The following is a 23473-nucleotide window of genomic DNA, read 5'->3' as shown; positions in this document are numbered from 1 at the left end:
TCATGAGTGAACAAAACTATAAGGTATTGCCAACAGGCGTCGCACAGGCGGACTTCCATCAGGCAATAGAGAAATTCCGCGCCCTGCTGGGCGAGGAGAACGTGTTGGTTGAAGAAACGCAGCTTAATCCCTATAACAAGATCATGTTGCCTAGTGAAGATGCGGAGCATGCGCCTTCCGCCGCAGTTACCGCCACTACCGTGGAGCATGTGCAGGGGGTAGTTGCGATCTGCAATGAGTACAAGATCCCAGTATGGACTATCTCCACCGGTCGTAACTTCGGTTACGGCACAGCCGCGCCGCATCATCGTGGTCAGATCATCCTTGATCTGAAAAAAATGAACAAAATTATTCATGTGGATGCGGAGCTGGGTACAGCCCTGGTCGAGCCGGGGGTAACTTACCAGCAACTGTACGATTACATTGAGGAAAACAACCTGCCGCTGATGCTGTCTTTCTCGGCGCCCTCAGCTATTGCCGGACCGGTGGGCAACACTATGGATCGCGGTGTGGGGTATACCCCCTACGGTGAGCATTTCATGATGCAGTGTGGCATGGAGTTGGTGCTGGCCAATGGCGAGGTTTATCGCACGGGCATGGGCGGCGTCAAAGGTGACAAGGCCTGGCAGGTGTTCAAGTGGGGCTATGGCCCGACACTGGACGGCATGTTTACCCAGGCCAACTACGGTATCTGTACGAAACTGGGCTTCTGGTTGATGCATAAGCCGCCGGTGATCAAACCCTTCGAGATACGGTTTGAGGAAGAGACCGATATTGCCGAGATCGTTGATTTCATTCGTCCGCTGCGGATCAACCAGGTTATTCCCAACTCCGTGGTGATTGCCGGTTTACTGTGGGAAGCCTCCACGGCCGGAGTGCGTCGTTCCGATTACACCACAGAACCGGGCGCCACCTCGGATGCCATTCTCAAGCAGATCCAGAAAGATAAGAATCTAGGTGCCTGGAACGTCTACTGTGCCCTATACGGTACCAAAGAGCAGGTGGAAGTTAACTGGAATATCGTCAACGGCGCGCTCAAGCAACTGGGCAAGGGGCAAATTGTCACCGAGGAAGAGGCTGCGGGCACCGAGCCGTTCGCCTATAGAGCCAAGCTGATGTCCGGTGTGCCCAATCTACGGGAATTTGGCCTGTACAACTGGCGAGGGGGTGGCGGATCCATGTGGTTTGCCCCGGTCAGTCAGGCCAAGGGAGTTGAGTGCGACAATCAGTATGCACTCGCTAAGAATATCCTTAACAAGCATGGCCTCGACTACGTTGGCGAGTTCATCGTTGGTTGGCGCGACATGCACCACGTCATCGACGTGCTCTACGACCGTACCAACCCGGAAGAGACCAAACGTGCCGACGCCTGTTTCAACGAGTTGCTTGATGAATTCGAGAAGCGTGGTTATGCCGTGTACCGTGTCAGTACCGACTATATGGATCGAGTGGCCGATAGCTATGGCCCAGTTAAGCGTCGTCTGGAACACACTCTCAAACGCGCTTTGGATCCGAACAACATCCTGTCGCCGGGGAAATCCGGTATCGATCTGGACAAGTTCAACGACTGGTAAACAGGCAGCGGTGTCGTTGACATCGTTACGATGAATAATTATCCCGAGCCGGGTTTTTCTCCTTACTGAGGCGAGATAAACAGGCTCGGTTTTTTTGCACCTAAGCTTCTGAAATTGATAAAAATCCGCCCAAAGCGAACAACGAAATTGAACCAATAACGACAAGAAATGAAAGAAACTCTCAAGCCCTTGTTTTTGTAACTTATCTTAGCGGGACTGGTCTCCTCTGTCGCCCTAGCCGAGACCCAAATCGAGGCACAGCACCCAGTTGCCGTCAGCCGGACCCATGTGGTTATGCTCGGCACTGGCACCCCGACCCTGCAGTACAAGCGGGCTGCTCAGGCTATCCTGGTGGTGGTTGACAAGAATATGTCCCTGTTCGATGCCGGCCCGGCTTTGTGCGTAACTTCAAGGCATTGGCCGGCCAGTGCCAGGACTTTATGCCGCCTGATGTGATGTTTACCAACAACTCAGTTTATAGCGCCATGGACAAAGTATTTCTTACCCATCTGGAGTCGGATCATATTCTGCGGCTGCCCGAACTACTGCTGCGTCCTTGGGTTCCGGGGCGGGATCAACCGATGAAGGTGATTGGCCTCAATGGCACTCAGGGGCTGGTCGACAATGGTCTGGCGGCGTTCAAAGATGACTTCGATCATGGTTTGAACGACACCCCCGGCCAATGCCGACGGCTTCAAGGGCGAGGTAACCGAGATAAGCGAGACGCAGATAGTCTATCAGGACGACAAGGTGGTCGTGAAAGCGTTCCGAGTGCCCCATGGCAGCTGGGAAGATGGCATGTCCTTCGGCTATCGGGTAGAACCCCCCCAGTAAGACCATCGTCATCAGTGGTGACACCCACACATAGACGAAACCAACTACGAGCACTTCGAGGGTGCCTGATATCCTGATTCATGAGGTTATGCATGAAGGAGCGATTGCAGTTATGTCAGAATGTACCACGCCCATACCATTACCCGACAGCTGGCCGAGATTGCGAAGGCGATTAAGCCGGGCATGCTGGTGATGAACCATCCGCTATTCTTCGGCAAGACCGATGAAGACATGGTGGCGGAACTGGCACAGCATTATGATGGAAAATTTGTGCTGGCCAGCGATATGGATATCTACGAATAAGAACTGTTTGGCTCGTTGACGAACAGGGGGCGAAGGTTATTACAATTCCCCGTTTTTTTCGGCTACCGAGGCAGCAGCAGTGCGGATGCTATTAATGAACACCTGTATTGCCGGCGTGGGAAGAGTATCGGCACGAATTGTCAGACCTACAGGCCCCAGGGTTTCCTTGGTGTCCAACGGCAACTCTATCAGCTCGCCTTCTTCTATTTCTCGCGCTACTACCCCCCGGGAAATAATCCAGATGGCGTTGCTCTGGCGAATATATTCCTTGCCGAATGAGCCCGATATTGTCTCTATGCGATCCGGTAACAAGCCCATGCCCTGAGAGATCAGAAATCGCTCGACCGCTACGGCGATGATGGAACCCTTAGTAGGAAAGAGAACGTTGAACTGGCGAATATCCTGGATATTAAACGGCGTGCGATCTAGCAGCGGATGGCCCGGACGGACCACGAAGGTCACGCGCTCCGAATAGAGATGTTGAAAAGACAGTCCTGTCATCAGCTTGGGCTCCGCCAGTCGACCGACCACCAGATCCAACTCACCGACCCTCAGTTGGCTCAGCAGCAGCGTGTTGGGACCTGAAATCAGATTGAGCGTAACATCCACACCTGACTGCCTGAAGTTGATCACCGCCGCGGGTAGTACGTTGGCGGCGACCGTTGGCAACACGCCAACGTTGATTCGCATGCTTCCCTTCATTTGCGCTTGAATGATGCTGTCAGTGCCTTCGCGCAGAGCAGACAAGCTGGCTCCTGCGTATTTAAGGAATACCCTGCCAAACTGGGTGAGTTCAACGCCTCTTTTGCTGCGGTCCAGCAACTGAACTTCCAGTATTTCCTCTAGTTCTTTTAGTTTTTTTGAAACCGCAGGTTGAGTCAGCGACAACACATCGGCGGCACGACTGACACTGTTCTGGCGGGCAACTTCGATAAAACACTGAAGGTGCCTGAACTTGATTCTGTTTTCTATCATCTTTGCCTCTGAAGCTAAGCGAAATGCGCAACTATGGGTTTGTCCCATTTTCAGCAGGATACAAGATTGGACGTTAGGCCATCAGGGCCAGTTTCCGTTAAGGGATAATTTCTTCGAGTCCCATACTGAGGTATCTCTCCAGTAAAGTTGCACACGCAGGAATTCACACCAGCCCCGAGGTTGGCGCTCAATTGGCGGATATGAACAAGGCAGCGATTTCGTATTTCTACGAAGCGCGGCTTGCTATGATTTTGTCCGGAGCTTACATCGGGTTCATGCCTGACGCCTACGTTCAGCGGTATGTTGAGGCAGGAGATCTGTGCGCTCTGGTGCCGGAAACTAAGCAATATTCGTTAGAGGTCTGCACCATCACGCGCACATATGGCAGGGCCAAGAGGGCGCGGGAACTTTTTCTTGAGCATTGGATGACTTGATGAAGGCATGATCAAATTCAATGCTCTAACAATATGGCGCGCCCGACAGGATTCGAACCTGTGACCACTGTCCTCGGAGAACGCCACTACAGTGCGTTTATAAGAGGAATTAATCGATCTAAATCCGGAAAATCAAACACCTGGTACGACAACTTTTAATATAAAAATGCCTACACATCAAAATTTTGACCGATTAGCACCGATTTTAGGCAGTCGGCCGGACGATCACATTCGCCGGTGAGCCCGGCTGTAAACCTCACCACGTTCTCGCTTGCCGATGGCGACGACGATTACCACTATGAGGTCGTCTTCGACCTCATAAACCAGCCGGTAACCTGCGCTACGCAGTTTGATCTTGTAGCAGTTTACCAGGCCAGATAAGGCATCCGACTGGACATGGGGATCGTCGAGCCGCTGTTTTAGCTTTTTCTTGAACTGCTCTTGCAGCACCGGCGCTAACTTCTTCCACTCTTTCAACGCAGATGGTTTGAACTCCAGGGAATACTTAGAGTGCATCCAAGGTCACCGGAATACCACGCTCAGATCGTCGCGACTCCACTAAACGAATCAGTTCCTGATCGTCCAGTCTCTCCAGCATCGCCTCGTAGACATCCGCTGGCACACAGTAGAATGCTGGTTTGTTTCGATTCAAAACGACGATAGGAAAACCTTCTCCGGCACCCACGGCCGCCATTGGGTTTTTCTTCAACTCAGAGATGCTAGCCGTAATTTCGGTATAAATGGGTTGAGTCATAAACAGACCTCCTAAGACCTATTAACAGGTCTGATAGTATCAGAGATACTCAGGTCCCACACCTCATCTCTTTGGTTAGCCGTTTCCTCATGATGCAGACATCTCAGTCGCGTTCGGGTCCCGGTATTTCTAACATTATCTTACAGTCGGTAACTGTGTTGACAGGCACCGTTGGCGCGCTTTTAGTCGCTCCCTGAATCAACCTCTCTAAATTGAGCGTTGCTGGCCGGCAGTACGCCGGCGATCTTGATCGGCGTTAACGTACACTTGCTCAGTAAACGCGGCACTGGCATGGCCAAGTTCTTCTGAAACATGACGAATATCGGCGCCGGCCTCTATGGCCTGGCTAGCACCGGTATGTCTCAGGTAATGAGTCTCTGAAGCGATCGTTTTCAGTTGATCTGACTCACTTTGCAGACCTTCATCACTCATTCGTTTAACCGCCAACATCACGGCTTCTTCGCAAGTACGCTCCACCTGACGCGCACCCAGGCCACCACCTCGCTTGGATGGAAGAATAGGGCGGGAATCATTGGGTAAAGGGAGGTGTGTGTCACAGTTAAGATGTTGTCGCCAGCGCTTCAAATAGGTCATATAAGCATCTGGGCATGTGATGGTTCGGCCTTTGTCACCTTTGCCAAATACATAGAACGTCCAATACGCCCCACCTTTAGATACGCTCTTCTTAAAGTCCATGAACGTCGGTAACCGCGGATTTCCCTCGATTGGGCGAACTGCTAGCTCGCTGACCCGTAAAAACAGAGATTTCATGGTAATAATGACAAACAGGTGTCGCTCGTATTTCGAATTCTGGTTAGCTACAGTTTCAATGGTTTCACGAATATACGACCATTGCCAATCGGTGTACCGGCGAACTGACGGCTCGGCCTGTTCGAGCAGGGCGCCTGATGTGGCTTTTGTTTCGCGCTTGCGAACTTGAAGAAAGGGATCTTCAAGCAACACACGGCGAACCATCAGAAAACGAAAATAAGAGGAAAGGGCGACCCGAGAGGACTTTATGCTTGCCGGGCTGGCTGAATAGGTTTTGCCTTGGGAGCGCTGCGAAGTGAATGGCCGCCATTTTGGATTAACCAACCGCTCACTGGCGTGATCCGAAAAGCCGGGGGCAATGTTTGGGGCAACCCAGGTGCCAGGTGGCGTTCTTAGGAATTGAAAATAATACTCAATAACTTCGGCGTCAACTTGGTCCAGGGTTCGGCCGGCGATGATCCAGAGGTAGTTGAGGAATCTCTGAATTTCGCCTCTAAAGCGATTGTATGTTCCTGCAGTGCCGGTGTAATCCAACAGGTATTGAAAGCTTAGAGTGAGATCGCGTTCAAGCAGCTCGTATTTCAGGGGCAGTTTTGAGAGTCGGCTAACGACATCTGTATAGCCGTTTTGGTCAGCTTGTTCAGAGAGGCGGTCAGTGGTATCAAAAATTGGGAAGCCCTTAAATTTAGCCACGTTGAATATTCCATTGGTCGGATATGAAAAAGGGTTACGACACAACGGTAGAGCGCACGAAACCTCATGTCAAATACTTATCAGTATTTGACATGTAATGCACGTTTCTTCGCCACTCTGTATCTGGACGGCGGTCACACGCAACTATAGCGCAGGCGTCTGGAACCGTTTTCAGAGGTTTCACGGGGAGATTGTCATGCGCTCTCTTTGGTTATTTTGCCGATGCTTTTTAGTACTCGATAAAACGATGACTCAGGTGCCAAACAAAGCCATATTTCAGCCAGCCTAGGGATCATTTAGATGGAGGAAAGCTTAGGTATTATGGTTCATTGCAGGTGCTCAGAATGGCAACTGCTTCAGTGTGAGCAAGCTGTTGAGGCTGCACAACGCACTCTGCTTTTAAGCGTTGATCCTCCGCAGCAGCGCCATTGTTCTGCCTTTAGCGTTTTCAGATACGCTGGTTTAGTCCCATCAGGCTGGCCAGCGGCGCCGCTGGCTTCGTACAAATCATCGCGATGGCAAACTTAATCGTCTCTAGTATTACGGTTGCCTGGTACAGGCATTCTTAGTTTTTGACTCTTTTTAACCAACTATAAAGAGTCACATCCGATATGCTTTCCTCTGCGGTGCTCGACACCACACTGCAGTTTTTGAGGTAATAACTTCTTTATCACAGAGGCTTTACGTTCCTCGGAACAACGTGGCATGACTGCTCTCATACCGCCCAATCTGACATGAATTTAGGCTAAATCGCCAACTGGACAACTAGGCTGACAGAGGGGGATGCGTTGTCGCCGCAACCACGACTCCAGCTCCTCTCGTTCAGAGTCACTAACTTCAAGGGGTCTAGCTATCCGCGCCATGAGCACCTCTCCTGTGTCTGTTTGTCAGATTATACAGGGCAGAATAATTATCTATACGAATTTTTGTTAAGGGACACTAGTGGCCGGGTTAGCGTCTTCCCCACGCCCGTGGGTGTTCTGCGACAATTAGGATGACCGGTCGGCCAAGTTAATTGTCGCGCTATAGGTGGTGGTGAATCACGTTGTTTGCCTGAAAAGCTGTATATTATGATTGGGTTAGTTCTTTAAAAAACAGCAAGTTACAAGCTGCCCCAAGACGAAAAGCAATATACAAATATTTACCTAAATAATTGATTTTAATAAGAAATATATTATAAAAATGGGCGGTCTTGAAAACCGCCGAGGATTAATAGTCCTCCCGGGGTTCGAATCCCTGACCCACCGCCATTCTCTTCTCAAGTTGATACACCCCAGCAAAAAGATCCTCTCGGTCCGTAATCGCGACCACTGCTATAAATACGTTTGAATTTCTTCCCTGGTTTTCTGATTTCTCCGGCTGTTTTACAGTGATGCAGTAATAATCTGAATCTGAACCTGAACTGGACAGATCTATTGGCCCCTGCCAGTGTATTCCGTTGAGGTTTCCGAAGGAGTTTTTCCAATGTCTGATGATCGCAATCTTGCCCTGGTAACAGGTGGAGCTCATGGCATTGGCCGGGGCATAGTGGCACACCTGTTGACGCAGAATTGGCGTGTCGCTTTTTTCGATCTGGATGACACTGCCGGGAATGAAATTACCGCAGCGTTTGGGAACCCCGCGGATCTGTTGTTTGTGCGCTGCAATGTGGCGGATGAGAGCGAGGTCGAATTGGCGTTGCGTCGGGTTATAAGCTGGGGAGGCCGGTTGGATGCGCTGGTGAACAACGCCGGCCTGGCAGATCCGGTGACCGGTGCGGTGGAAGATCTGACGCTGGCGGAATGGCAGAAACGACTGGACGTGAATCTTACCGGTCCCTTTCTGATGGCAAAGCACGCGATACCGCACCTGCGCGGGACTCGGGGCACTATCATCAACATGGCCTCTACTCGCGCCTTGCAGTCCGAAGCCAATACCGAAGCCTACGCAGCCACCAAGGGCGGACTGGTGGCCCTGACCCACGCCCTTGCCGTCAGCCTGGGGCCAGATGTACGAGTCAACTGCATTAGTCCGGGGTGGATTGATACCCGCGAGCCGGATGCAGGGCAGGAGCCTGAGCCCCTAAGCACGCGGGATCACGACCAGCACCCCGCAGGCAGGGTCGGTCAACCCCGCGACGTTGCTGCGATGGTGCATTATCTGATTTCCCCACAAGCCGAGTTTATCACCGGACAAAATATGGTGGTGGATGGCGGCATGGTCCGCAAGATGATTTACGAAGAGTAGGGATTGTTAATCAAGCCACTCCAGTATCTGATCATGCACGACCTTGTTGTCGAGCAGCGCCAGATGATTCAATTTTTCAAACACCCGACAGTCTTCCGGGCGTATGTGTAATTTTTTCAAATCGTCCGAATGATGCCCCTTTGCGCTATCCAGCCGCACCAGAAGATCTCCCACCATGGTGCTGGAAAAGTCTGCTGGGTGATCGCCTATGGTAGCGGCCAGGAAGTAGTGTCGGGCGCCCTCTAGCAGAGGAACCGGCTTGCGGATGTCGGGGTGATATTCGTCCTGATTGATGCCTTTCCAGTCATCGTCAAGCAAATTGCCGTGTCTTAGGTCTTTGATGCCGGCGCTGGTATGTTGCGCCAGCGCAAAAGGGCTGGCGTAGCGGAATCTGTGCATCACGAAGGTGAGTAAATGCCCGGCTTTGGCCAGTGCGGCGCCGTGATGGGGCGAGCCCAGGTAAAGTGCTTTTTTCACCAGATGGGTCCAGGGTAATGTCGGCTCGCTGCCATACCAGCAGGCGCTGCGGATAACCAGCCCGCCCATGCTGTGGCCAATCAGAACCAGCTCTTCAACTTCGACCGGCCAGGCGTCTATTAATACCTGAAGTTGTTCGCTTAACTCCCTGCCGTTACTGGAAATATGCCGGCCAGTGTTGTAATTGAGATACAGCGGCGTGAAGCCATGGGCTCGCTGCAGCTCGATACCCAAATCCGCTTTTTCGTGGCCTTTCCAGTACTCGTGCGACAGGCACAGGCCGTGAACCAGTACCACAATGCGCGGACTGGCGTCGGGAAACATGGCGCTCACGCTGCCGGAGTCAGGCCTTAGTTTTGCGCCTTGGCTGTCTCTGAAATGCATGGTAATTGCCAGGGGGTTGTTGCTGGCTTCCAAGTGATCACCGCAGACACCATTCAACGCCGCCGCGACTTTCTCGCTTTGTGCCGAGTGCGGGGGCTCTTCATCTGCCGAGAATCCGTCAAACGATCGGTGCAAACCTTGTTGTAATGAAGACATGGTTGCTTGAATAAACCGATAGGTACGACCTTCCTGTTCCTCAGAGGGCTCGCCTGCAACGTCACGCAGCCGGTTTAACGGGTTTATCTCCCGGACAATGGTGCGATGTGTCCGTTCGGCTATGCGGGTAACGCCACCCGCCACATCCAGAAGCAGTTGGGCCGAGCCGTGTAACGATTTGACTGATACCATTGTGTTGTTCTCCTAGCATATGCAGAAGATTCTGGCACAGGTAAGATGACGGGAACAGTTGAATAGGAATAAGGGGGACAGATCAATAAGGGGACGGATTTGAAATCCGTCCCCGGATACAACACAGGTAAGGGGACAGATTTCAAATCTGTCCCCGGGTACAACGGAAGCTTAACGCATACAAACCTTAGAGTTCGGTGGTGTCCTGGGGATACACCTTGGCCTGCTGCGCATCGGCCAGGGCTTTGCGTTCAGCCAGGTGCTCCGGGTTGTTCTGCGGTATTTGCCAGCCTTCAATATTCTGCTCGATCAGGGCAACCAACGCATCAATGTGTCCCTGCGTTGCGTTCAATGCGGTGACGTAATGAAACGCCTCACCGCCGGATTCCATAAAGTACTCGCGGTTTTCTTCGTCGATTTCTTCTACCGTTTCCAGGCAGTCTGAAGAGAAGCCCGGGCAGAATACATCCACGGATTTGACGCCTTGGCCGGGAAGGGCCTTCAGGGTTTCGTCGGTGTAGGGCTTCAACCATTCTTCGCGGCCAAATCGCGACTGAAAAGTGGTCATGTATTCATCTTTGGTCAGGCCCAGACGCTCCGCCAGCAGGCGCGATGTTTTGTGGCATTCGCAGTGGTAAGGGTCGCCTTTGGTCAAGTATTTCTTAGGCACGCCGTGGTAAGACAGCATCAGTTTCTGTTTGCGCCCGTGCTCTATCCAATGGGCTTCGATAAGCTCGGCCATGGCCTCGATGTAAGGTGGAAAATCGTGGTAATGAGAGATAAAGCGAAAATCTGGCAACCAGCGGCGCTTGGCGAAATCCTGGGCGATGGCATCAAAGGTGGAGGCTGAGGTAGACGCGGAGTATTGCGGGTACAGGGGCAGTACCAGCATTTTGCGCACGCCTTGCCGTTGCATTTCGTCCAGGGCGCTGGCCACGGATGGGTTGCCATAGCGCATGGCAAACTCCACCACCACATTGTCGCCGTAGCGGGCTTTGAGTTCTTCGCTAATGGCGCTGGCTTGGTCGGCCGTGTGGGTCAGTAATGGCGAGCCTTCTGGTTGCCACACACCGGCGTAGGCTTTGGCACTGCGTGATGGGCGAATGCGCAGAATAACGCCGTGTAAAATCAGCCACCATAAAGGGCGGGGTACTTCTACCACGCGCGGGTCCCACAGAAATTCCCCCAGATAGCGCCGCAGCGCCGATGTGGTTGGGGCATCGGGTGTCCCCAAATTGGTAACCAGCACGCCCAGGCGTTCCTGCTGGTTGTGGCGGAAGTTTTCGGAACCTTTGAATTGCATGAATGAGTCCTGACTGATTGCCTGTGCGAGTGGGGTATGTTGGCTTTTCAGCCCTTTTTCTGAGCCTGCTGAGCCAGCCGTGGCGCAATGCCGCTGATGTCGTAGCCGGCGCCTTGGGCTTTTTCGAATATTTCCTTTGCCGGAGTTTCACCAGCCGAGCTGAGCGCCCACAGAACGGTACAGCGAGTTCCGGAGCGGCAGAAAGCCAGTACGGGGGCGTCGGCTGTGCGGATCATTGCGCCGAAGCGTTCCACGTCATCATCGCTGATATTGCCAGAGGCCACCGGCATGTATACAAATTGCAAGCCTTGCTCACGGGCGGCTTCCTCGATGCCGGCCATGAGCGGCTGGCCTGGCTCTTCGCCATCCGGGCGATTGGCGACCAGAGTTTTGAAGCCCAGGCCCGCTATGGCGGGTAGGTCGGCTATCTGAATCTGCGGTGCTACCGAAATACGGTCATTAATTTTTCTGAGGTCCATCGCGTTATCTCCCGGAATCGAGTTTGGAAACAAGCCTCCATAATCGCATACCGCGGCGAACATGCAAAAGAAAGCCTCCACTGCAATCGGGCGCCGGCTGTAATACAATGGGAGCCTTGCTTTAACTCGCGCTTCGGCGCCTGCCTGGAGGTTTTGTCATGACCGATGACCATGAAAAAAATACGGATTCCGATGCCCAGTTGCCGGACAAAATAAAGGATTCCGATGCCCAGTTGCCGGGCAGAATAAAGGATTCGGCACGACAGATCTGGTTGGCAGGGCTGGGCGCCTTCAATAAAACCGAAGAAGATACCGGTCGTTTTTTCGAACGCCTGGTGCAAGAAGGCGAGCAAATGGAGAGCCGCACCCGTGGTGTGGTGGAAAAACAGCTGAAGTCGGTGGAAGATCGGGTAGAGGGCGTTCGCGAGCGCGCTACGGGCACCTGGGACAAGCTAGAACATCTGTTCGATCAGCGGGTATCTGGCGCTCTGCGTCGCCTGGGAATGTATCGCCATGAAGATGTCATGAGTTTGCAAAAGCGGGTAGAGCGCCTGGAAGCAGAACTTGATCGCCTTAAGAAATTAACGCCTGGCTATAATGAGGAAGAGTGACACGGCCATCAGAACTCCGCTGTTTTATAGGTAACTTCTGCTGATCAGCAACGCCTGCTCTTTTTCCTCTGGGGCCAAGTAGGGCAGCATCAGGCTCATGGTCTGGTATACCCCGCGACCAGGGTCTACCGCATTACGATCATCAAGATGTGAAAGCGTATCAAAACTGCTCCAGTAACAAGTGGTGAGCGTTAACTGGTCACATAAAGTCGCTAGCTCCTCGGTGCCGATAGTCATAAATCCCTGGGCACTGAAACTGGTGCAGATGGTGTGGAACGCGTTGTTTTTCAGCTTCAATATTTTGCGAAATTTTGGCTGTAGCCGGGGATGGCGCGACAGCACATTCACCAGGTCCTGATACAGAAAACGGTAGTGAGCCACCGCTTCGAATAACAGATGCAAAAAGAAATTTTGTTGGTCCAGGCTTATGCTGGCGTCTGCGGGCACGGCCAGTAAGTCGTGCATCTGGAGCTCGAAACCTTCAAACAGTTCGCTGACAATGTCGCTTTTGTTGTTGAAGTGGTAATAAAGGTTGCCCGGGCTGATGTCCAGTTCGTCGGATATCAGCAGCGTGGTGACATTCGGCTCACCCAGGGCGTTGAACAGCGCCAGACTGGTGTCCAGAATGCGATCGCGAGTTTTGATCTTTGCCATAACGCGCGACCACCTTCCTGGTTGGTGAAGAAAGAATCAGAGCGTGAATCTGGCCCACACCGGAGCGTGATCAGAAGGGCGATCCATAGCACGAACATCATAGCTGACGCCGGCGCTTTGCGCTTGGGGCAACAAATTATCACTGGCCATGATCAAGTCAATGCGCAGCCCGCGCTTTGGTTCGCGATCGAAACCTTTGCTGCGGTAATCAAACCAGCTGAACGTGTCTGCTTCGTGCGGGTGCAGGTGGCGAAACACATCGGTATAGCCACGGCTTTCCACTTCACCCAGCCATTGGCGCTCCTCTGGCAGAAAACTGCACTTACCACTACGCAGCCAGCGCTTGGCATTATCTGCGCCTATGCCGATATCTTTGTCAGTCGGGGAGATGTTCACGTCCCCCATCACCACCACTTTGGTGTCGCGCAGTTTCAGCTCATCCAGGTAGCTCATCAGATCTGCATAAAACTTCTGTTTTGCGGGAAACTTCACCGGGTGTTCTCGGCTTTCGCCCTGGGGAAAATAGCCGTTGATAACGGTCAGGGTTTCACCATTCACGGTGAAGTCTGCGGTAATCAGTCGGCGCTGGGCGTTATCCAGGTCGTCAGGAAAGCCTTTGTATACCTTGTCGGGCGTCATTTTTGACAAAAGCGCCACGCCGTAATGGGTTTTTTGGCCGTGAAACTGCACGTGGTAACCCAGCGCTTCGATGTCTGCCAGCGGGAAATCTTCATCGCTGACTTTTGTTTCCTGCAAACCAATAAAATCCGGTTCCAGCTGTTCAATAACAGCCGCAAGCTGATGCTGGCGTGTACGAATGCTGTTGACGTTGAATGACACAAACATCATGGGGGACGGTTCTCCGGCACAAGTTTAGCGGGAGTTTAACACATTGAAACCGCGAGGGAATGGCGCCTGGTTTTCGCTTAGGGTGCCAGCAGCGAACAAGGCGGATATTCCGTAACGCTGTAGACGATATCCGCTTGAATATTTTCTTGCTGGTTGCGACGGATATTGGTCAAGCCGGAATAGTGGGTCAGGGCGCCTTGCTGGTTGTAGCCCAGCAAGATGGGTTCTACCACCAGCCGCAGAAAGAGACTGGTTGGGCGAATTTGAATCAGGTGATCGGCGCGAATCCGGTCGCTGCTGGCCTTGTCATCGACAGGCTCCATCACAAAACTGTAGTAACTACCGCGGGTTGGCGCCAGAAATTCGAAATTCACAGAGCCGCCCTCAACCACACTTTGCCAGTTTTGCCGAACCAGGTTGTCAAAACCGGAGTCCACTACCAGGCTGTTGTTACTGTCCAGACGAAACTGTTCAAGCTCTTGGCCGGGCGATTGCCATTCTATGGCAACACTCCCTGAATCATAGCCGACCGAAAGGCGCTCGTTGAATCGGGGTTGAACGAACTCTACGTCGGGGCGCAGCAGGCTGGGCTGGTTGTCGCGGTCATAGCGAAGCTGCTTGAAAGCGAACGGGGTATCAGAGCCGGCGTCAAAATATTCAACCCTGTGGTTCTGCGGTTTGAACTGATTGCCGCGGCAGACGCCCTGCATTGTATGTTGTTCGCGGTAAAGCTCGCTGCCGGCGTTTGCGCTGCCTAAGGGGCGAGCGCTGCCGGTGAAGTGGAACTCGGCGCTGGCGTCGGCCATAGCAGGCGCCCAGGCCAACGTTGCAGCAAGGGCCGCCGTTGCACACCACTCAAATTTTGGCTTGGCGTTGCGGGCGTTCATTGCGCAAGCCTAGGGTACAGAAAGTCGCGCAGAGACAGCAGAGCCGGAAACAGCACCAACCACCCCACGGCCAGCGCCAGTAAAGACGGCAGCATATTGGGTAAGGTAACGGCTCCTAGTGCGCTGGCGGACCAGTAAGCAAAAGGCCCGGCAATGGGCACTATCAGGAACATCAGCATCCGGTTGCGGCCCAGCCACTTCAGGGAATGATTAAGCGAGGTCATAAAAGTTGCCCAAAGCGCAATCAGCCAGGGCGGCGTTATGACAGCAGCGCCACTGGTGTCGGCAAGAATGCCGGTGCGCAGCCAAAGGCCATCCAGTAACGAACCTGCCAGAGTACCTATAGCAATAAATTTCAGTTCGTCCATTTTGTACTGGCTGACCAGAACAAAATGCAGCATCAAGAATACCGCCACAATGGCCAGAGCCCAGGCCTGCGAGAGCACAACGCAGGCCAGCCAGCCAAGCTCGAACATGACGAAATTCAGAATGTTACGATGGGTTTGTGAGGAAATCATACGCTGTGAACGGGTGCGTGTTTGTGGCCGGGTTTCGCCATCACAATTTGCGCTACGCCAATGGCCCGTTCACTGAAACCCGCCTCGCAATACGCAAAATAAAAGTGCCAAAGGCGCTGAAATGCATCGTCATAGCCCCGTTGGTGAAGATTTTGGCTGTGAGCCTGGAAGCGCTGACACCAGTCATTGAGAGTGCGGGCGTAGTGAAATCCCAAGTCTTCAACGTGGGCAAGCACCAGGTCTGTTTGCTCGCGAACGGCGCCCACCATGGCTCCGAATGATGGAATAAAGCTGCCGGGGAAGATGTAGCGCTGAATGAAATCAACGTTTTTCAAGGCTCGCTGATAACGCTGTTCAGGCATGTTGATGGCTTGTATGAGCGCAAGGCCTTCTGGTTTTAACAGCTGGCTGATTTGGCCAAAGTAACTGGGCAAAAACTGCGGGCCAACGGCTTCAATCATTTCGATAGACACCAGTTTGTCGTACTGGCCGCTCAGGTCGCGGTAGTCATCAAATAGCAATGTAATGCGGTCTTGCAGGCCTTCTGCTTCAACCCGTTGTTTCGCCAGCGCCAGCTGTTCAGCCGAGATGGTGGTGGTGGTCACGTGGCAGCCGTAATGCTTGGCAGCGTGGATAGCAAAACCGCCCCAACCAGTACCGATTTCAAGGACTTGGTCGCTAGGCTTGAGTTCCAGCTTGCGGCAGATAACATCGAGCTTATAGGCCGACGCTTCGTCTAGCGTACTTTCCGGCGCCTGATAGATGGCCGACGAATACATTAAGGATTGGTCTAGAAACAACTCGAACAGGTCATTGCCGAGATCGTAATGGGCACTGATATTTTTACGCGATCCTTCTGGCGTATTGCGATTAAGCCAGTGCAGCCCCTTCAGGGCGGGCTTGGTTACCCAGCTGAAACGGTCTTCAAATCGATTCATTAAATCAATGTTGCGGCTGAAAAAACGCAGCAGGTACACCAAGTTCGGGGAGCTCCAGTCGCCAGCCACATAAGCTTCAGCGGCCCCGATGCTGCCACCGGTGAGTAGGTCGCGCCAAGTACTGTGATTGTGAATAACCAACTCGGCGGCAGGATAAGCGCTATTGCCATCCCCTACAGTAACATCGCTGGCACCGGCTTCACGAATAACCAGCGTGCCTTGTTGTAAGCGGGTCAGTTGCTGCATTACCAGCGAACGCGCCACCCGGCTAGCCATAGGAGAGGGCCGCCGCGCGGATGTTATTTTCGCCGAAACCGCTGAGGACGTATTCATATTCTCCATGAGCTAACCTTTCCGCTTGTTCCTTGAGATCGTTCATTGGACTGCTCTGGCACAAGATCCAAGCCGCAATCCTCTTGCCCCAGCCTGAATGCCGGGTTGTTGGGTTCCAACTTGTCCGGATGGGTGTAAAACGGTGCACCTTTTAGTTTCAGTTTCAGCGCATGCCAATATATTCTGGCGCCGATTTTTAACGCTTCCAGCGGAAACTGTCGCAGGCTGCTATGGAGTATCCTACGACTGAGCGGCTTGCGTTGGACCACTAAGGTGGCATCAAATTGACGGGTATTCTCTTCCATCACGCTCATGTGAACGCGCAATTGCGGCCCACGAAAGCTGAAGGTCCAGCGGTAATTCTGATGCATGCCGTTGAACGGTGACACGTGGAAGCGTTTTTCGAACTCGAATTGTTCGCTACGCCAGCCGGCCTTGTTGGCGGGATGGCCAACGGTTTCAAGGCAGTAAGCGTGGCGTTCATGCCAGGGAGTGTTGGTGATTTGCGCGATAATGACCCGCGGTACTGCTCCGGTTGCAGGGTTATCACCCTTGGTGTAACAGAAATAGAAGCTGACCGGATTAAACACATAACCAAAGTAGCGCGGGTGGGTGATCAGCTCGATTTTGCCATCGGGGGTCCAGCCTGTCGCCTCACAAACATAGTCCCGTAGTGCCTGGCCCAGAGGACCGTGGTCTGGCTTGAAGTAGTCTTTCCGATACAACGACAGCCAGTTAAACCGCTCCACAGAAAACAGTGGGCTAACCGTGGTGGCCAACTGCCAGTTGTCGACATCCAGCGCCAGCATACCGGTGTGGTAGCTGAACTCGTGTTGCACTGGGTGTTGGCGCCGGTGGCGTATGCTGCCTTCCAGCCAATCACTGCTCATGGCGATTACTCATGGTCAGAGCTCCACGCCAAAGGCACGGGTTACCCGCAACGCACTGTTTACACCGTCTTCGTGAAAACCATTGAACCAGTAGGCGCCGCAGAAGTGGCTGCGGTTCTGGTTGCCGATTTCCTCGTAGCGCTTTTGCGCCGCCACAGCCTCCAAAGTGAACACCGGGTGGGCGTATTCAAACTTTTTGATAACCTTGTCGGGCGCTATGTCGTGGCTACGGTTCAAGGTGACGCAAAAAGTCTCTTCCGCGCTGTGGAAATTCTGCAGAATATTCATGTTGTAGGTCACTGAAACCAACTCGTTATTGCTGGCAGGAATCAGATAGTTCCACGCCGCCCACGCCCGGCGATTTGACGGTAACACGCTGGCGTCTGTGTGCAGTACCACATCGTTATTCTGGTAAGCGATGGCGCCGAGAACCTGTTGTTCCGTTGCTGTGGGTTGGGCCAGCATGGCCAGCGCCTGGTTGCTGTGGCAGGCGAATACAATCTGGTCAAAGCGCTGCTCGCCGCCCGCGCACATCACGGTAACTCCGTCTGCGTCACGTTTCACTTGCTGCACCGGGCTATTCAACCGCAGGCGGCCGTCCAGGCGGTCCATCATTTTGCCCACGTATTGCGCAGAACCGCCGGTTATCACTCGCCAGGTTGGCCTGTCATCAACCGACAACATGCCGTGATTGCTAAAAAATTGCAGAAAAAAGCGGATAGGAAAGCGTTCCAGTACCACCTCAGGCGCCGACCAGATAGCGGACCCCATGGGTATAATGTAGAAATTGCGAAAGTACGCCGAGTAGCCGTTGCGGTCGAGGTAGCTTCCCAGGGTTTCGCTGTCGTCGATGCTTTGATTGGCCAACTGCTGCTGAGTTTCCTTGTTGAAACGCAAGATTTCGCGAATCATTTTGAGGAATCGAGGGTTTAGCAGGTTGCGGCGCTGGGCAAACAGGGTGTTCAGATTCGTGCCGTTGTACTGCAGGCCCGTGCGGCGACTGTCGACACTGAAACTCATGTCGCTAACTTCTGACGCAACGCCTAACCGATCCATCAACTTGATGAAGTTCGGATAGGTCCAGTCGTTGTATACAATAAATCCGGTGTTTACCGGCCAGAAACGACCTCCCGAGGAGACTTGTTCGGTATTGGTGTGACCTCCGGCGTAATCCGCTGCCTCGAAAACTTCGATGTCGTGGTGCTCTGCCAGCAGCCAGGCTGCTGTGAGGCCGGACACACCGGCACCAATGACAGCAATTCGCTGACGCTGAAAACTCATTAACTGTTCGCCTTATGCCAGAATTATGTCGGGTTATTTTGCCGTGTTAGCGGCTGATTGCCGCGCCATGGCAGCGGCCATCCGGTCAATAACCGGTTGCGGCAGTGCACCCAAAAGCTTCATTGCCCAAGTGAACCGTTTGGGGAAGGCAATATCGCGATGGCCTTTCTTCAAACCGCTGACAATGCGCTCTGCGGCTTGTTCAGCGGTCAAGATAAAGGGCATGGGGAAGTCGTTGAGGTCGGTCAGGGGCGTTTTCACGAATCCGGGCGATACCACTACGACATCAATGCCTTCTGGCGCCAAATCGGCTCGAAGGCAATGGCCCAAATAGCTGAGCGCCGCCTTAGAAGCACCATAGCCTTCTGACCGCGTGAACGGCAGCCACCAAGCTGACGAGCTCACGATGACCAGAGTCGCCGATTCGCCTTCGGCGCGAGCCCGGCGCAGTGCAGGCAGTGCAATGTCCAGGCTACGGGCGGTGCCCATAACATTCGTTATGATGTTGTTACCGATCACGTCGCTGCTGTAATTGGCAATGTCGACGTAGTCACAGGTGCCTGCGTTCAAAATGGCCATATTGAGCGGGCCATGGCTTTCCAGAACCGGCGCAATCGTGACTAACTCCTCACTACTGGTGGTATCGGCGGCGGCAACACTGATGCGGTCTGAAGCCAATTGTTGCAGGTTTTGCAGTGGCTCCGGGCGGCGGCCCGTAAGCACCAGTTTATGGCCGTCAGCTACTAGCACACGGGTCAACGCTTCGCCAATGCCGGAGCTTGCGCCGGTGAGCCAAACATTGCTACTTTTCTGAAGCACGTTTTTCATCCGGCATGTTCCTTTATTTTGCGAATAATACCGCCCAGCAGAGGCAGGTTTTCATACAGTAGCTGGCCGGCATCAAAGTAATCCCGATGATAATTCACTTTGCCACCGCCAATGTGTAAATGGCTGATACCTTCTACCTGAATTTCTCGGCCGCCATTGATGCGCTTGTGGCGCAGATACATGGTCCAGGGCAGGGTAACGGTGCCTTCGTCCACGGCTTCCTGGGCAAATACAAAATGACAGGCGATGACGTTCTGGTAAGACCCTGCAAAATAGCGGGTTAATTCATCCAGACCGTGGACTTCGCCCAAGGGATCTTTGAAGTGGATATGCTCACCATAAACTCCGGCGAGCTTATTCAGGTTGCCTTTGTCTAATGTGTTAAACAGCTCGCGAAAGCGATTAACAACGTGAGGCGTGGCTGCATGTTGTGAGCCTACCTCGATTTTTGGTGCGATGGTCATGATTGCATCCTCCTGATGGAGTCTAACTTGCGGGTTTCTTCCTGAACGTTTTTCGGAATTGGGTTCAGGTCCCAGATAATTCCTAACCGGGCCAGTAACCACAGGCCGTACCAGGTAATGTCGATTTCGTACCAGCGAAAACCTTGGCGTACAGACTGCGGCCAGCGATGGTGATTGTTATGCCAACCTTCACCCAAAGTAAGCAACGCCAGCCAGAAGTTGTTGCGGCTGTCGTCCCCGGTTTCAAAACGCCGCTTACCCCACACATGAGACAGTGAGTTGATGGATACCGTGGCGTGAAACAGCACAACAGTAGAGATGAAGAAGCCCCAAACTAACAACTGAGGGCCATTCGTTCCCAGCCTGGGCGCCCAAGCTGCCAAGCCTTCACCTATGCCGTAAATAATCAGTGCCGCGATGGCCGGCACCAAGGCGTCGAACCGATTGATAAAGCGCAACTCGGGGAATTTTAACCAATCTCGTACTTTGCGTTCGTTCATCGAAAAACCGGCGTCACACGTGAACCATCCTGCATGGGCCCACCAAAAACCGCCTTGGTGGGGCGAGTGCAGGTCTTTCTCCTGATCTGAATGCTGGTGATGATGGCGGTGATGTGCCGCCCACCAAAGGGGCCCGCGCTGCGCCGAACTAGCACCTAATACCCCAAAAATAAATTGGGTTTTCCTACTTGTCTTGAATGTTTTGTGGGCAAAGTAGCGGTGATAAAATCCGGTAATCGCAAACATTCGCAGCCAAAAAAATGCCAGTGCGAACATCACAGCAAAGGTGCTGGTGCCGGTAAAATACACCAGCAGGCATGCCAGATGCAGGGCAATAAATGGTATAACCCGAACCAGGTTGAACGCCCGTGAATCACTGTCGAGATTGTCCGCGCCTGCGTCGGAATCAAACCATCGAACGATATTTAAAAACCAATGTCGAACTGGGGTCATACCCTTTAAGCCTTTAATTACTGATGGAAGCTGCAACACTATGTACCAGAACAACTCTTCTGACGGAACCGTAAGCGCTGTTACCGACACTATACGCTCTGTTGCCATTGTTGGTTCAGGCGTGGCGGGGTTGACCGCAGGCGTTTTGCTTAATGCTCAAGGGCACGATGTGACCCTGTTCGAAAAAAGCCGCGGCCCCGGTGGCCGGCTGTCTGCAAAACGGGTTGCCGGAACGTCTGTGGACATAGGGGGCCAGTATTTCACATCGCGGAATCCGGATTTTTTGCCGTTTTTACGCCAGCATGCCGGTGAGCACACGGTTGTTCCCTGGCACGGCCAGCTTGGCTACCAACAGAATAACGGTGACTGGTCAGAATTTCCCGCGGAACCGCGTTACGTCGGCGCACCCAGAATGACCGCCATTACCCGGGGCTTGTCTGAAGGCTTGAATGTTCAGGCGCAAACCCGGGTGGTAAAACTACGCCGTGACTCAGAAAGTAAAAAATGGCTTCTGCAGGACACCGACGGCCAGAATTTGGGAGCGTTTGACCAGGTAATTATAACCGCTCCGCCGGCTCAGGCCCGCGAGCTGCTGGCGGACAGCAGTGCGGCGCAACTTGCCTGCGAACTGGACACGGCGGTGTCCCAGATTTTGCCGTGTTGGGCCGTAGCCGTTAAATTTAACGTTAACCCCTGGCCGCGTTTTCAAGGGGCCAGAGTCGCCAATTCACCGTTGTTCTGGGTAGCGGACAACACCAGCAAGCCGGGTCGCGAGAACGCATTCGATGAACCTTCTGCAGGCCATTGGTGGGTGCTGCACGCAACGCCCGAGTGGACCAATGCCCACGTGAACGACGAACCCCAGCAAGTGGTGAATGGTTTGATGACGGCCTTCGCCGAGCTTAGCGGCAGCGCCGAACCAGCGCTGGAAACCTTAACCCACCGCTGGCTGTATGCCCGTTCTGACGCCGGCGACGAGCCTCAGCCCGGCCACCTCTGGTTCCCAGACGAGCAATTGGGGCTGGCCGGCGATTGGCTGGCAGGAGGGCGCATAGAAGGCGCTTATAACAGCGCCGTAAGCCTTGTGGGCGCTATTGGTGGATCGGAGCCGGCGTAAACGGCCGTGTGTAAAAATGGGTGATGATGCCGTCGCCAAACTTACTGAAAAAAGCGCTGACGTCGGTGATTTTCTGCAGCGACCTGCGTCGGTTGACGGGGTTGCGCATAAGCACCTTTATGCCGTTGAAATTATCCTGAATATTGGAAAAACGTGCATACATCGAACAGGTCACCACATTGGCCGGGTTCAGCGCCAGCTGCCCGGCCAGCCACTGACTGTGTTGGGCGATGGCGTCTGGGTTCAGATCTTCCCGGGTATCCAGGTGTTGCAGCTTTACCCGGTTCACGATGCAGAATGAAAAGCTTTCTGGCTGGCGCCGCGCCACTTTACGAAACGCTTCCCAGAAGAAGTTGTCCGTTAACTCCGCAAACCACTGCATGTCACTCAGGCAGGTATCAATCCAGTGGAAACTTTCTTCGTCATCCAATACTTCGTTGATGGCCTCGCGCAGCAGCCAGTCAAAACCCAGCGCGGTTTTGTGGGCATACACCTTGCGGTACATCTGGTAACGGCTATAAACGAAATCCTCCAGCGCGCCCAAGCCTTTCTGGGTGATGGCCAGCCCCAGCCATGGCTCGTCGGGGTTCCAGCCAAAGCGCAGGTTGCTCAACAGATGGTCCAGATTAAAGCCGCCAATGGTGACCGACGAGTGAAAACCGTCGCGCAGCATGTAATCGGCCCTGTCAGCATCGATTTCGCCGGATACGATAGACGACAGCAGGTTCATGACCATTCCCGGAATATCGTCTTCCACAATAGCGCCGCCGTGAGCATCGGCCCCGGCGATGAATTCCCAGAAAGTCATTGCGTGCTTGCAGAAAGTGGGGCTTGGTTTAACTTCTGTGGTTTCCATAATGCCGATAACGTCGACCGCGTTTAGCCCGGCGGCGGCCAGATCTATAGCGCTGAGCACTTCGTGCGCTACACGCACAGAATAATGCTCGTGCTCCAGCTCCTCCGGCGGCTGCGGGTGGTACTGGCGAAAGTCCACATCGGCCCACAAATCCTCAAACCTTCCGGGCCGCGACATCAGTTCGCGAATGTGGCGGGCCTGGCTGAACTGGTGCGAAAAGCTGGAGTGGCCGCTGTCGTGAAGCAGGCAGCCCAAACGAATGGTTTTGGCCAGGTAGTCGATAGCGTCAAGTTGGCTCAGGGTCAGGTCGGTTTGTTCACTGAGTTGGCGCTCGCGCAGATAGGCGTCGATCATCGCACGGAACATGCGTGTGCCCACGTGCATCACGCCAATGCTGTGCAAGAATCGCGAGTGGGTGGCGCCGGGAAATACCAGGCTGAGAATGTCGTTCTGGCAGATATTGCGCAGGCGCTGGAACAGCGGGTGGTCTATCACCTGTATTTCATGGCGGTACAGGGGAATGGCCCCGTGAACCGGGTCCATAATCAGTTTGTCGTAGGCTCCGAGCAAGTCGTTTACGGCGCGCCTCATAATCGGCTTTCCCTAAAATTGATGGTACTCTTGGTTTCGTAATGGTTTTGTAATGGTTTTGTAATGGTTTCGTACCGGTTTTATACCGGTTGTTATATCACAGAGGAATGCCAGAATAAGCCCTGTACCCTCTGTTTTCCGCTTCTCG

23 protein-coding genes are annotated in these 23473 nt (G+C 53.4%); 5 read left to right on the top strand and 18 right to left on the bottom strand.

Going from position 1 to position 23473, the window contains the following annotated elements:
• The first annotated feature begins 2 nt into the window (after nt 1-2).
• A complete protein-coding gene (locus ATI45_RS05200) occupies nt 3-1574 on the top strand; it encodes an FAD-binding oxidoreductase (protein WP_098418567.1) in 1572 nt (523 codons plus the stop codon).
• 954 nt (nt 1575-2528) lie between these two features.
• Complete coding sequence (locus ATI45_RS05190) at nt 2529-2711, top strand: hypothetical protein (protein ID WP_098418565.1); 183 nt, start codon at nt 2529-2531, stop codon at nt 2709-2711.
• A gap of 39 nt (nt 2712-2750) precedes the next feature.
• On the opposite strand, the gene pcaQ is transcribed toward ATI45_RS05190, so the two are convergent.
• The 4 genes from pcaQ to ATI45_RS05165 form a co-directional block, all read right to left on the bottom strand.
• Nucleotides 2751-3734, bottom strand: a complete 984-nt coding sequence (pcaQ, locus tag ATI45_RS05185) for a pca operon transcription factor PcaQ (protein ID WP_228735936.1) — start codon at nt 3732-3734, stop codon at nt 2751-2753.
• Between the two features lie 611 nt (nt 3735-4345).
• Nucleotides 4346-4636 (bottom strand): type II toxin-antitoxin system RelE family toxin, encoded by a 291-nt coding sequence (locus ATI45_RS05175; RefSeq protein ID WP_098418563.1) that lies wholly within the window; start codon nt 4634-4636, stop codon nt 4346-4348.
• Complete coding sequence (locus ATI45_RS05170) at nt 4626-4874, bottom strand: type II toxin-antitoxin system Phd/YefM family antitoxin (RefSeq protein ID WP_098418562.1); 249 nt, start codon at nt 4872-4874, stop codon at nt 4626-4628. Before ATI45_RS05170 ends, ATI45_RS05175 begins: the two co-directional genes overlap by 11 nt.
• A 207-nt stretch (nt 4875-5081) precedes the next feature.
• A complete protein-coding gene (locus ATI45_RS05165; RefSeq protein WP_098418561.1) occupies nt 5082-6338 on the bottom strand; it encodes a tyrosine-type recombinase/integrase in 1257 nt (418 codons plus the stop codon).
• 1464 nt (nt 6339-7802) lie between these two features.
• Between ATI45_RS05165 and ATI45_RS05160 the strand changes: the two genes are divergently transcribed.
• Complete coding sequence (locus tag ATI45_RS05160; RefSeq protein WP_098418560.1) at nt 7803-8564, top strand: SDR family oxidoreductase; 762 nt, start codon at nt 7803-7805, stop codon at nt 8562-8564.
• 6 nt (nt 8565-8570) lie between these two features.
• Here ATI45_RS05160 and ATI45_RS05155 read toward each other — a convergent pair whose 3' ends face one another.
• The 3 genes from ATI45_RS05155 to ATI45_RS05145 all read right to left on the bottom strand — a co-directional run bounded on the left by ATI45_RS05155 (nt 8571) and on the right by ATI45_RS05145 (nt 11555).
• Nucleotides 8571-9773: an esterase/lipase family protein gene (locus ATI45_RS05155; RefSeq protein WP_098418559.1), complete on the bottom strand. Its 1203-nt coding sequence runs from the start codon at nt 9771-9773 to the stop codon at nt 8571-8573.
• A 187-nt stretch (nt 9774-9960) separates the two neighbouring features.
• Nucleotides 9961-11076, bottom strand: coding sequence for a ferrochelatase (hemH, locus tag ATI45_RS05150; RefSeq protein ID WP_098418558.1), 1116 nt, complete (start codon nt 11074-11076; stop codon nt 9961-9963).
• A gap of 47 nt (nt 11077-11123) precedes the next feature.
• Nucleotides 11124-11555, bottom strand: coding sequence for a TIGR01244 family sulfur transferase (locus ATI45_RS05145; protein WP_098418557.1), 432 nt, complete (start codon nt 11553-11555; stop codon nt 11124-11126).
• A gap of 158 nt (nt 11556-11713) precedes the next feature.
• Between ATI45_RS05145 and ATI45_RS05140 the strand changes: the two genes are divergently transcribed.
• Nucleotides 11714-12166: a phasin family protein gene (locus tag ATI45_RS05140; RefSeq protein ID WP_098418556.1), complete on the top strand. Its 453-nt coding sequence runs from the start codon at nt 11714-11716 to the stop codon at nt 12164-12166.
• Nucleotides 12167-12190: 24 nt separating this feature from the next.
• On the opposite strand, the gene ATI45_RS05135 is transcribed toward ATI45_RS05140, so the two are convergent.
• From ATI45_RS05135 to ATI45_RS05090, 10 genes are all read right to left on the bottom strand, one after another.
• Nucleotides 12191-12820, bottom strand: coding sequence for a TetR/AcrR family transcriptional regulator (locus tag ATI45_RS05135; protein WP_098418555.1), 630 nt, complete (start codon nt 12818-12820; stop codon nt 12191-12193).
• Nucleotides 12821-12856: 36 nt separating this feature from the next.
• The gene (gene xthA / locus ATI45_RS05130; protein WP_098418554.1) at nt 12857-13669 is read right to left on the bottom strand and encodes an exodeoxyribonuclease III; all 813 of its coding nucleotides are present in this window, start codon (nt 13667-13669) and stop codon (nt 12857-12859) included.
• A 77-nt stretch (nt 13670-13746) separates the two neighbouring features.
• Nucleotides 13747-14556: a hypothetical protein gene (locus ATI45_RS05125; protein WP_098418553.1), complete on the bottom strand. Its 810-nt coding sequence runs from the start codon at nt 14554-14556 to the stop codon at nt 13747-13749.
• Nucleotides 14553-15074: a DUF2878 domain-containing protein gene (locus ATI45_RS05120; RefSeq protein ID WP_098418552.1), complete on the bottom strand. Its 522-nt coding sequence runs from the start codon at nt 15072-15074 to the stop codon at nt 14553-14555. Before ATI45_RS05120 ends, ATI45_RS05125 begins: the two co-directional genes overlap by 4 nt.
• Complete coding sequence (locus tag ATI45_RS05115; RefSeq protein WP_098418551.1) at nt 15071-16354, bottom strand: SAM-dependent methyltransferase; 1284 nt, start codon at nt 16352-16354, stop codon at nt 15071-15073. The genes ATI45_RS05120 and ATI45_RS05115 overlap by 4 nt, the downstream gene beginning before the upstream one ends.
• Nucleotides 16342-17235: a DUF1365 domain-containing protein gene (locus tag ATI45_RS05110; protein ID WP_098418550.1), complete on the bottom strand. Its 894-nt coding sequence runs from the start codon at nt 17233-17235 to the stop codon at nt 16342-16344. Before ATI45_RS05110 ends, ATI45_RS05115 begins: the two co-directional genes overlap by 13 nt.
• 15 nt (nt 17236-17250) lie before the next feature.
• A complete protein-coding gene (locus ATI45_RS05105; RefSeq protein ID WP_098418549.1) occupies nt 17251-18516 on the bottom strand; it encodes an NAD(P)/FAD-dependent oxidoreductase in 1266 nt (421 codons plus the stop codon).
• Nucleotides 18517-18549: 33 nt separating this feature from the next.
• A complete protein-coding gene (locus tag ATI45_RS05100; protein ID WP_098418548.1) occupies nt 18550-19344 on the bottom strand; it encodes an SDR family NAD(P)-dependent oxidoreductase in 795 nt (264 codons plus the stop codon).
• The gene (locus tag ATI45_RS05095; RefSeq protein ID WP_098418547.1) at nt 19341-19808 is read right to left on the bottom strand and encodes a nuclear transport factor 2 family protein; all 468 of its coding nucleotides are present in this window, start codon (nt 19806-19808) and stop codon (nt 19341-19343) included. Before ATI45_RS05095 ends, ATI45_RS05100 begins: the two co-directional genes overlap by 4 nt.
• Nucleotides 19805-20761, bottom strand: coding sequence for an acyl-CoA desaturase (locus ATI45_RS05090; protein WP_098418546.1), 957 nt, complete (start codon nt 20759-20761; stop codon nt 19805-19807). The genes ATI45_RS05095 and ATI45_RS05090 overlap by 4 nt, the downstream gene beginning before the upstream one ends.
• Before the next feature lie 40 nt (nt 20762-20801).
• On the opposite strand from ATI45_RS05090, the gene ATI45_RS05085 reads away from it, so the two are divergent.
• Nucleotides 20802-21878 (top strand): NAD(P)/FAD-dependent oxidoreductase, encoded by a 1077-nt coding sequence (locus tag ATI45_RS05085; RefSeq protein ID WP_098418545.1) that lies wholly within the window; start codon nt 20802-20804, stop codon nt 21876-21878.
• On the opposite strand, the gene ATI45_RS05080 is transcribed toward ATI45_RS05085, so the two are convergent.
• On the bottom strand, nt 21853-23325 hold the full coding sequence (locus ATI45_RS05080) for an HD domain-containing protein (protein WP_098418544.1): 1473 nt from the start codon (nt 23323-23325) through the stop codon (nt 21853-21855). The genes ATI45_RS05085 and ATI45_RS05080 overlap by 26 nt on opposite strands.
• Nucleotides 23326-23473: the final 148 nt, after the last annotated feature.

The organism is Marinobacter sp. LV10MA510-1, assembly GCF_002563885.1.
GTDB lineage: Bacteria > Pseudomonadota > Gammaproteobacteria > Pseudomonadales > Oleiphilaceae > Marinobacter.
This window is presented reverse-complemented; position numbering and strand designations above follow the sequence as displayed.

Bases quoted from the DNA above. Each gene is read 5' to 3' on its own strand.
- ATI45_RS05095 (WP_098418547.1), bottom strand. From the start codon at position 19,808: ATGACCATCGCACCAAAAATCGAGGTAGGCTCACAACATGCAGCCACG.
- hemH (WP_098418558.1), bottom strand. From the start codon at position 11,076: ATGCAATTCAAAGGTTCCGAAAACTTCCGCCACAACCAGCAGGAACGC.
- ATI45_RS05110 (WP_098418550.1), bottom strand. From the start codon at position 17,235: ATGAGCAGTGATTGGCTGGAAGGCAGCATACGCCACCGGCGCCAACAC.
- ATI45_RS05190 (WP_098418565.1), top strand. From the start codon at position 2,529: ATGTACCACGCCCATACCATTACCCGACAGCTGGCCGAGATTGCGAAG.
- ATI45_RS05085 (WP_098418545.1), top strand. From the start codon at position 20,802: ATGTACCAGAACAACTCTTCTGACGGAACCGTAAGCGCTGTTACCGAC.
- ATI45_RS05120 (WP_098418552.1), bottom strand. From the start codon at position 15,074: ATGATTTCCTCACAAACCCATCGTAACATTCTGAATTTCGTCATGTTC.
- ATI45_RS05175 (WP_098418563.1), bottom strand. From the start codon at position 4,636: ATGCACTCTAAGTATTCCCTGGAGTTCAAACCATCTGCGTTGAAAGAG.
- ATI45_RS05140 (WP_098418556.1), top strand. From the start codon at position 11,714: ATGACCGATGACCATGAAAAAAATACGGATTCCGATGCCCAGTTGCCG.
- ATI45_RS05090 (WP_098418546.1), bottom strand. From the start codon at position 20,761: ATGACCCCAGTTCGACATTGGTTTTTAAATATCGTTCGATGGTTTGAT.
- ATI45_RS05170 (WP_098418562.1), bottom strand. From the start codon at position 4,874: ATGACTCAACCCATTTATACCGAAATTACGGCTAGCATCTCTGAGTTG.
- ATI45_RS05115 (WP_098418551.1), bottom strand. From the start codon at position 16,354: ATGGAGAATATGAATACGTCCTCAGCGGTTTCGGCGAAAATAACATCC.
- ATI45_RS05145 (WP_098418557.1), bottom strand. From the start codon at position 11,555: ATGGACCTCAGAAAAATTAATGACCGTATTTCGGTAGCACCGCAGATT.
- ATI45_RS05105 (WP_098418549.1), bottom strand. From the start codon at position 18,516: ATGAGTTTTCAGCGTCAGCGAATTGCTGTCATTGGTGCCGGTGTGTCC.
- ATI45_RS05155 (WP_098418559.1), bottom strand. From the start codon at position 9,773: ATGGTATCAGTCAAATCGTTACACGGCTCGGCCCAACTGCTTCTGGAT.
- ATI45_RS05100 (WP_098418548.1), bottom strand. From the start codon at position 19,344: ATGAAAAACGTGCTTCAGAAAAGTAGCAATGTTTGGCTCACCGGCGCA.
- ATI45_RS05200 (WP_098418567.1), top strand. From the start codon at position 3: ATGAGTGAACAAAACTATAAGGTATTGCCAACAGGCGTCGCACAGGCG.
- pcaQ (WP_228735936.1), bottom strand. From the start codon at position 3,734: ATGGGACAAACCCATAGTTGCGCATTTCGCTTAGCTTCAGAGGCAAAG.
- ATI45_RS05125 (WP_098418553.1), bottom strand. From the start codon at position 14,556: ATGAACGCCCGCAACGCCAAGCCAAAATTTGAGTGGTGTGCAACGGCG.
- ATI45_RS05135 (WP_098418555.1), bottom strand. From the start codon at position 12,820: ATGGCAAAGATCAAAACTCGCGATCGCATTCTGGACACCAGTCTGGCG.
- xthA (WP_098418554.1), bottom strand. From the start codon at position 13,669: ATGATGTTTGTGTCATTCAACGTCAACAGCATTCGTACACGCCAGCAT.
- ATI45_RS05160 (WP_098418560.1), top strand. From the start codon at position 7,803: ATGTCTGATGATCGCAATCTTGCCCTGGTAACAGGTGGAGCTCATGGC.
- ATI45_RS05080 (WP_098418544.1), bottom strand. From the start codon at position 23,325: ATGAGGCGCGCCGTAAACGACTTGCTCGGAGCCTACGACAAACTGATT.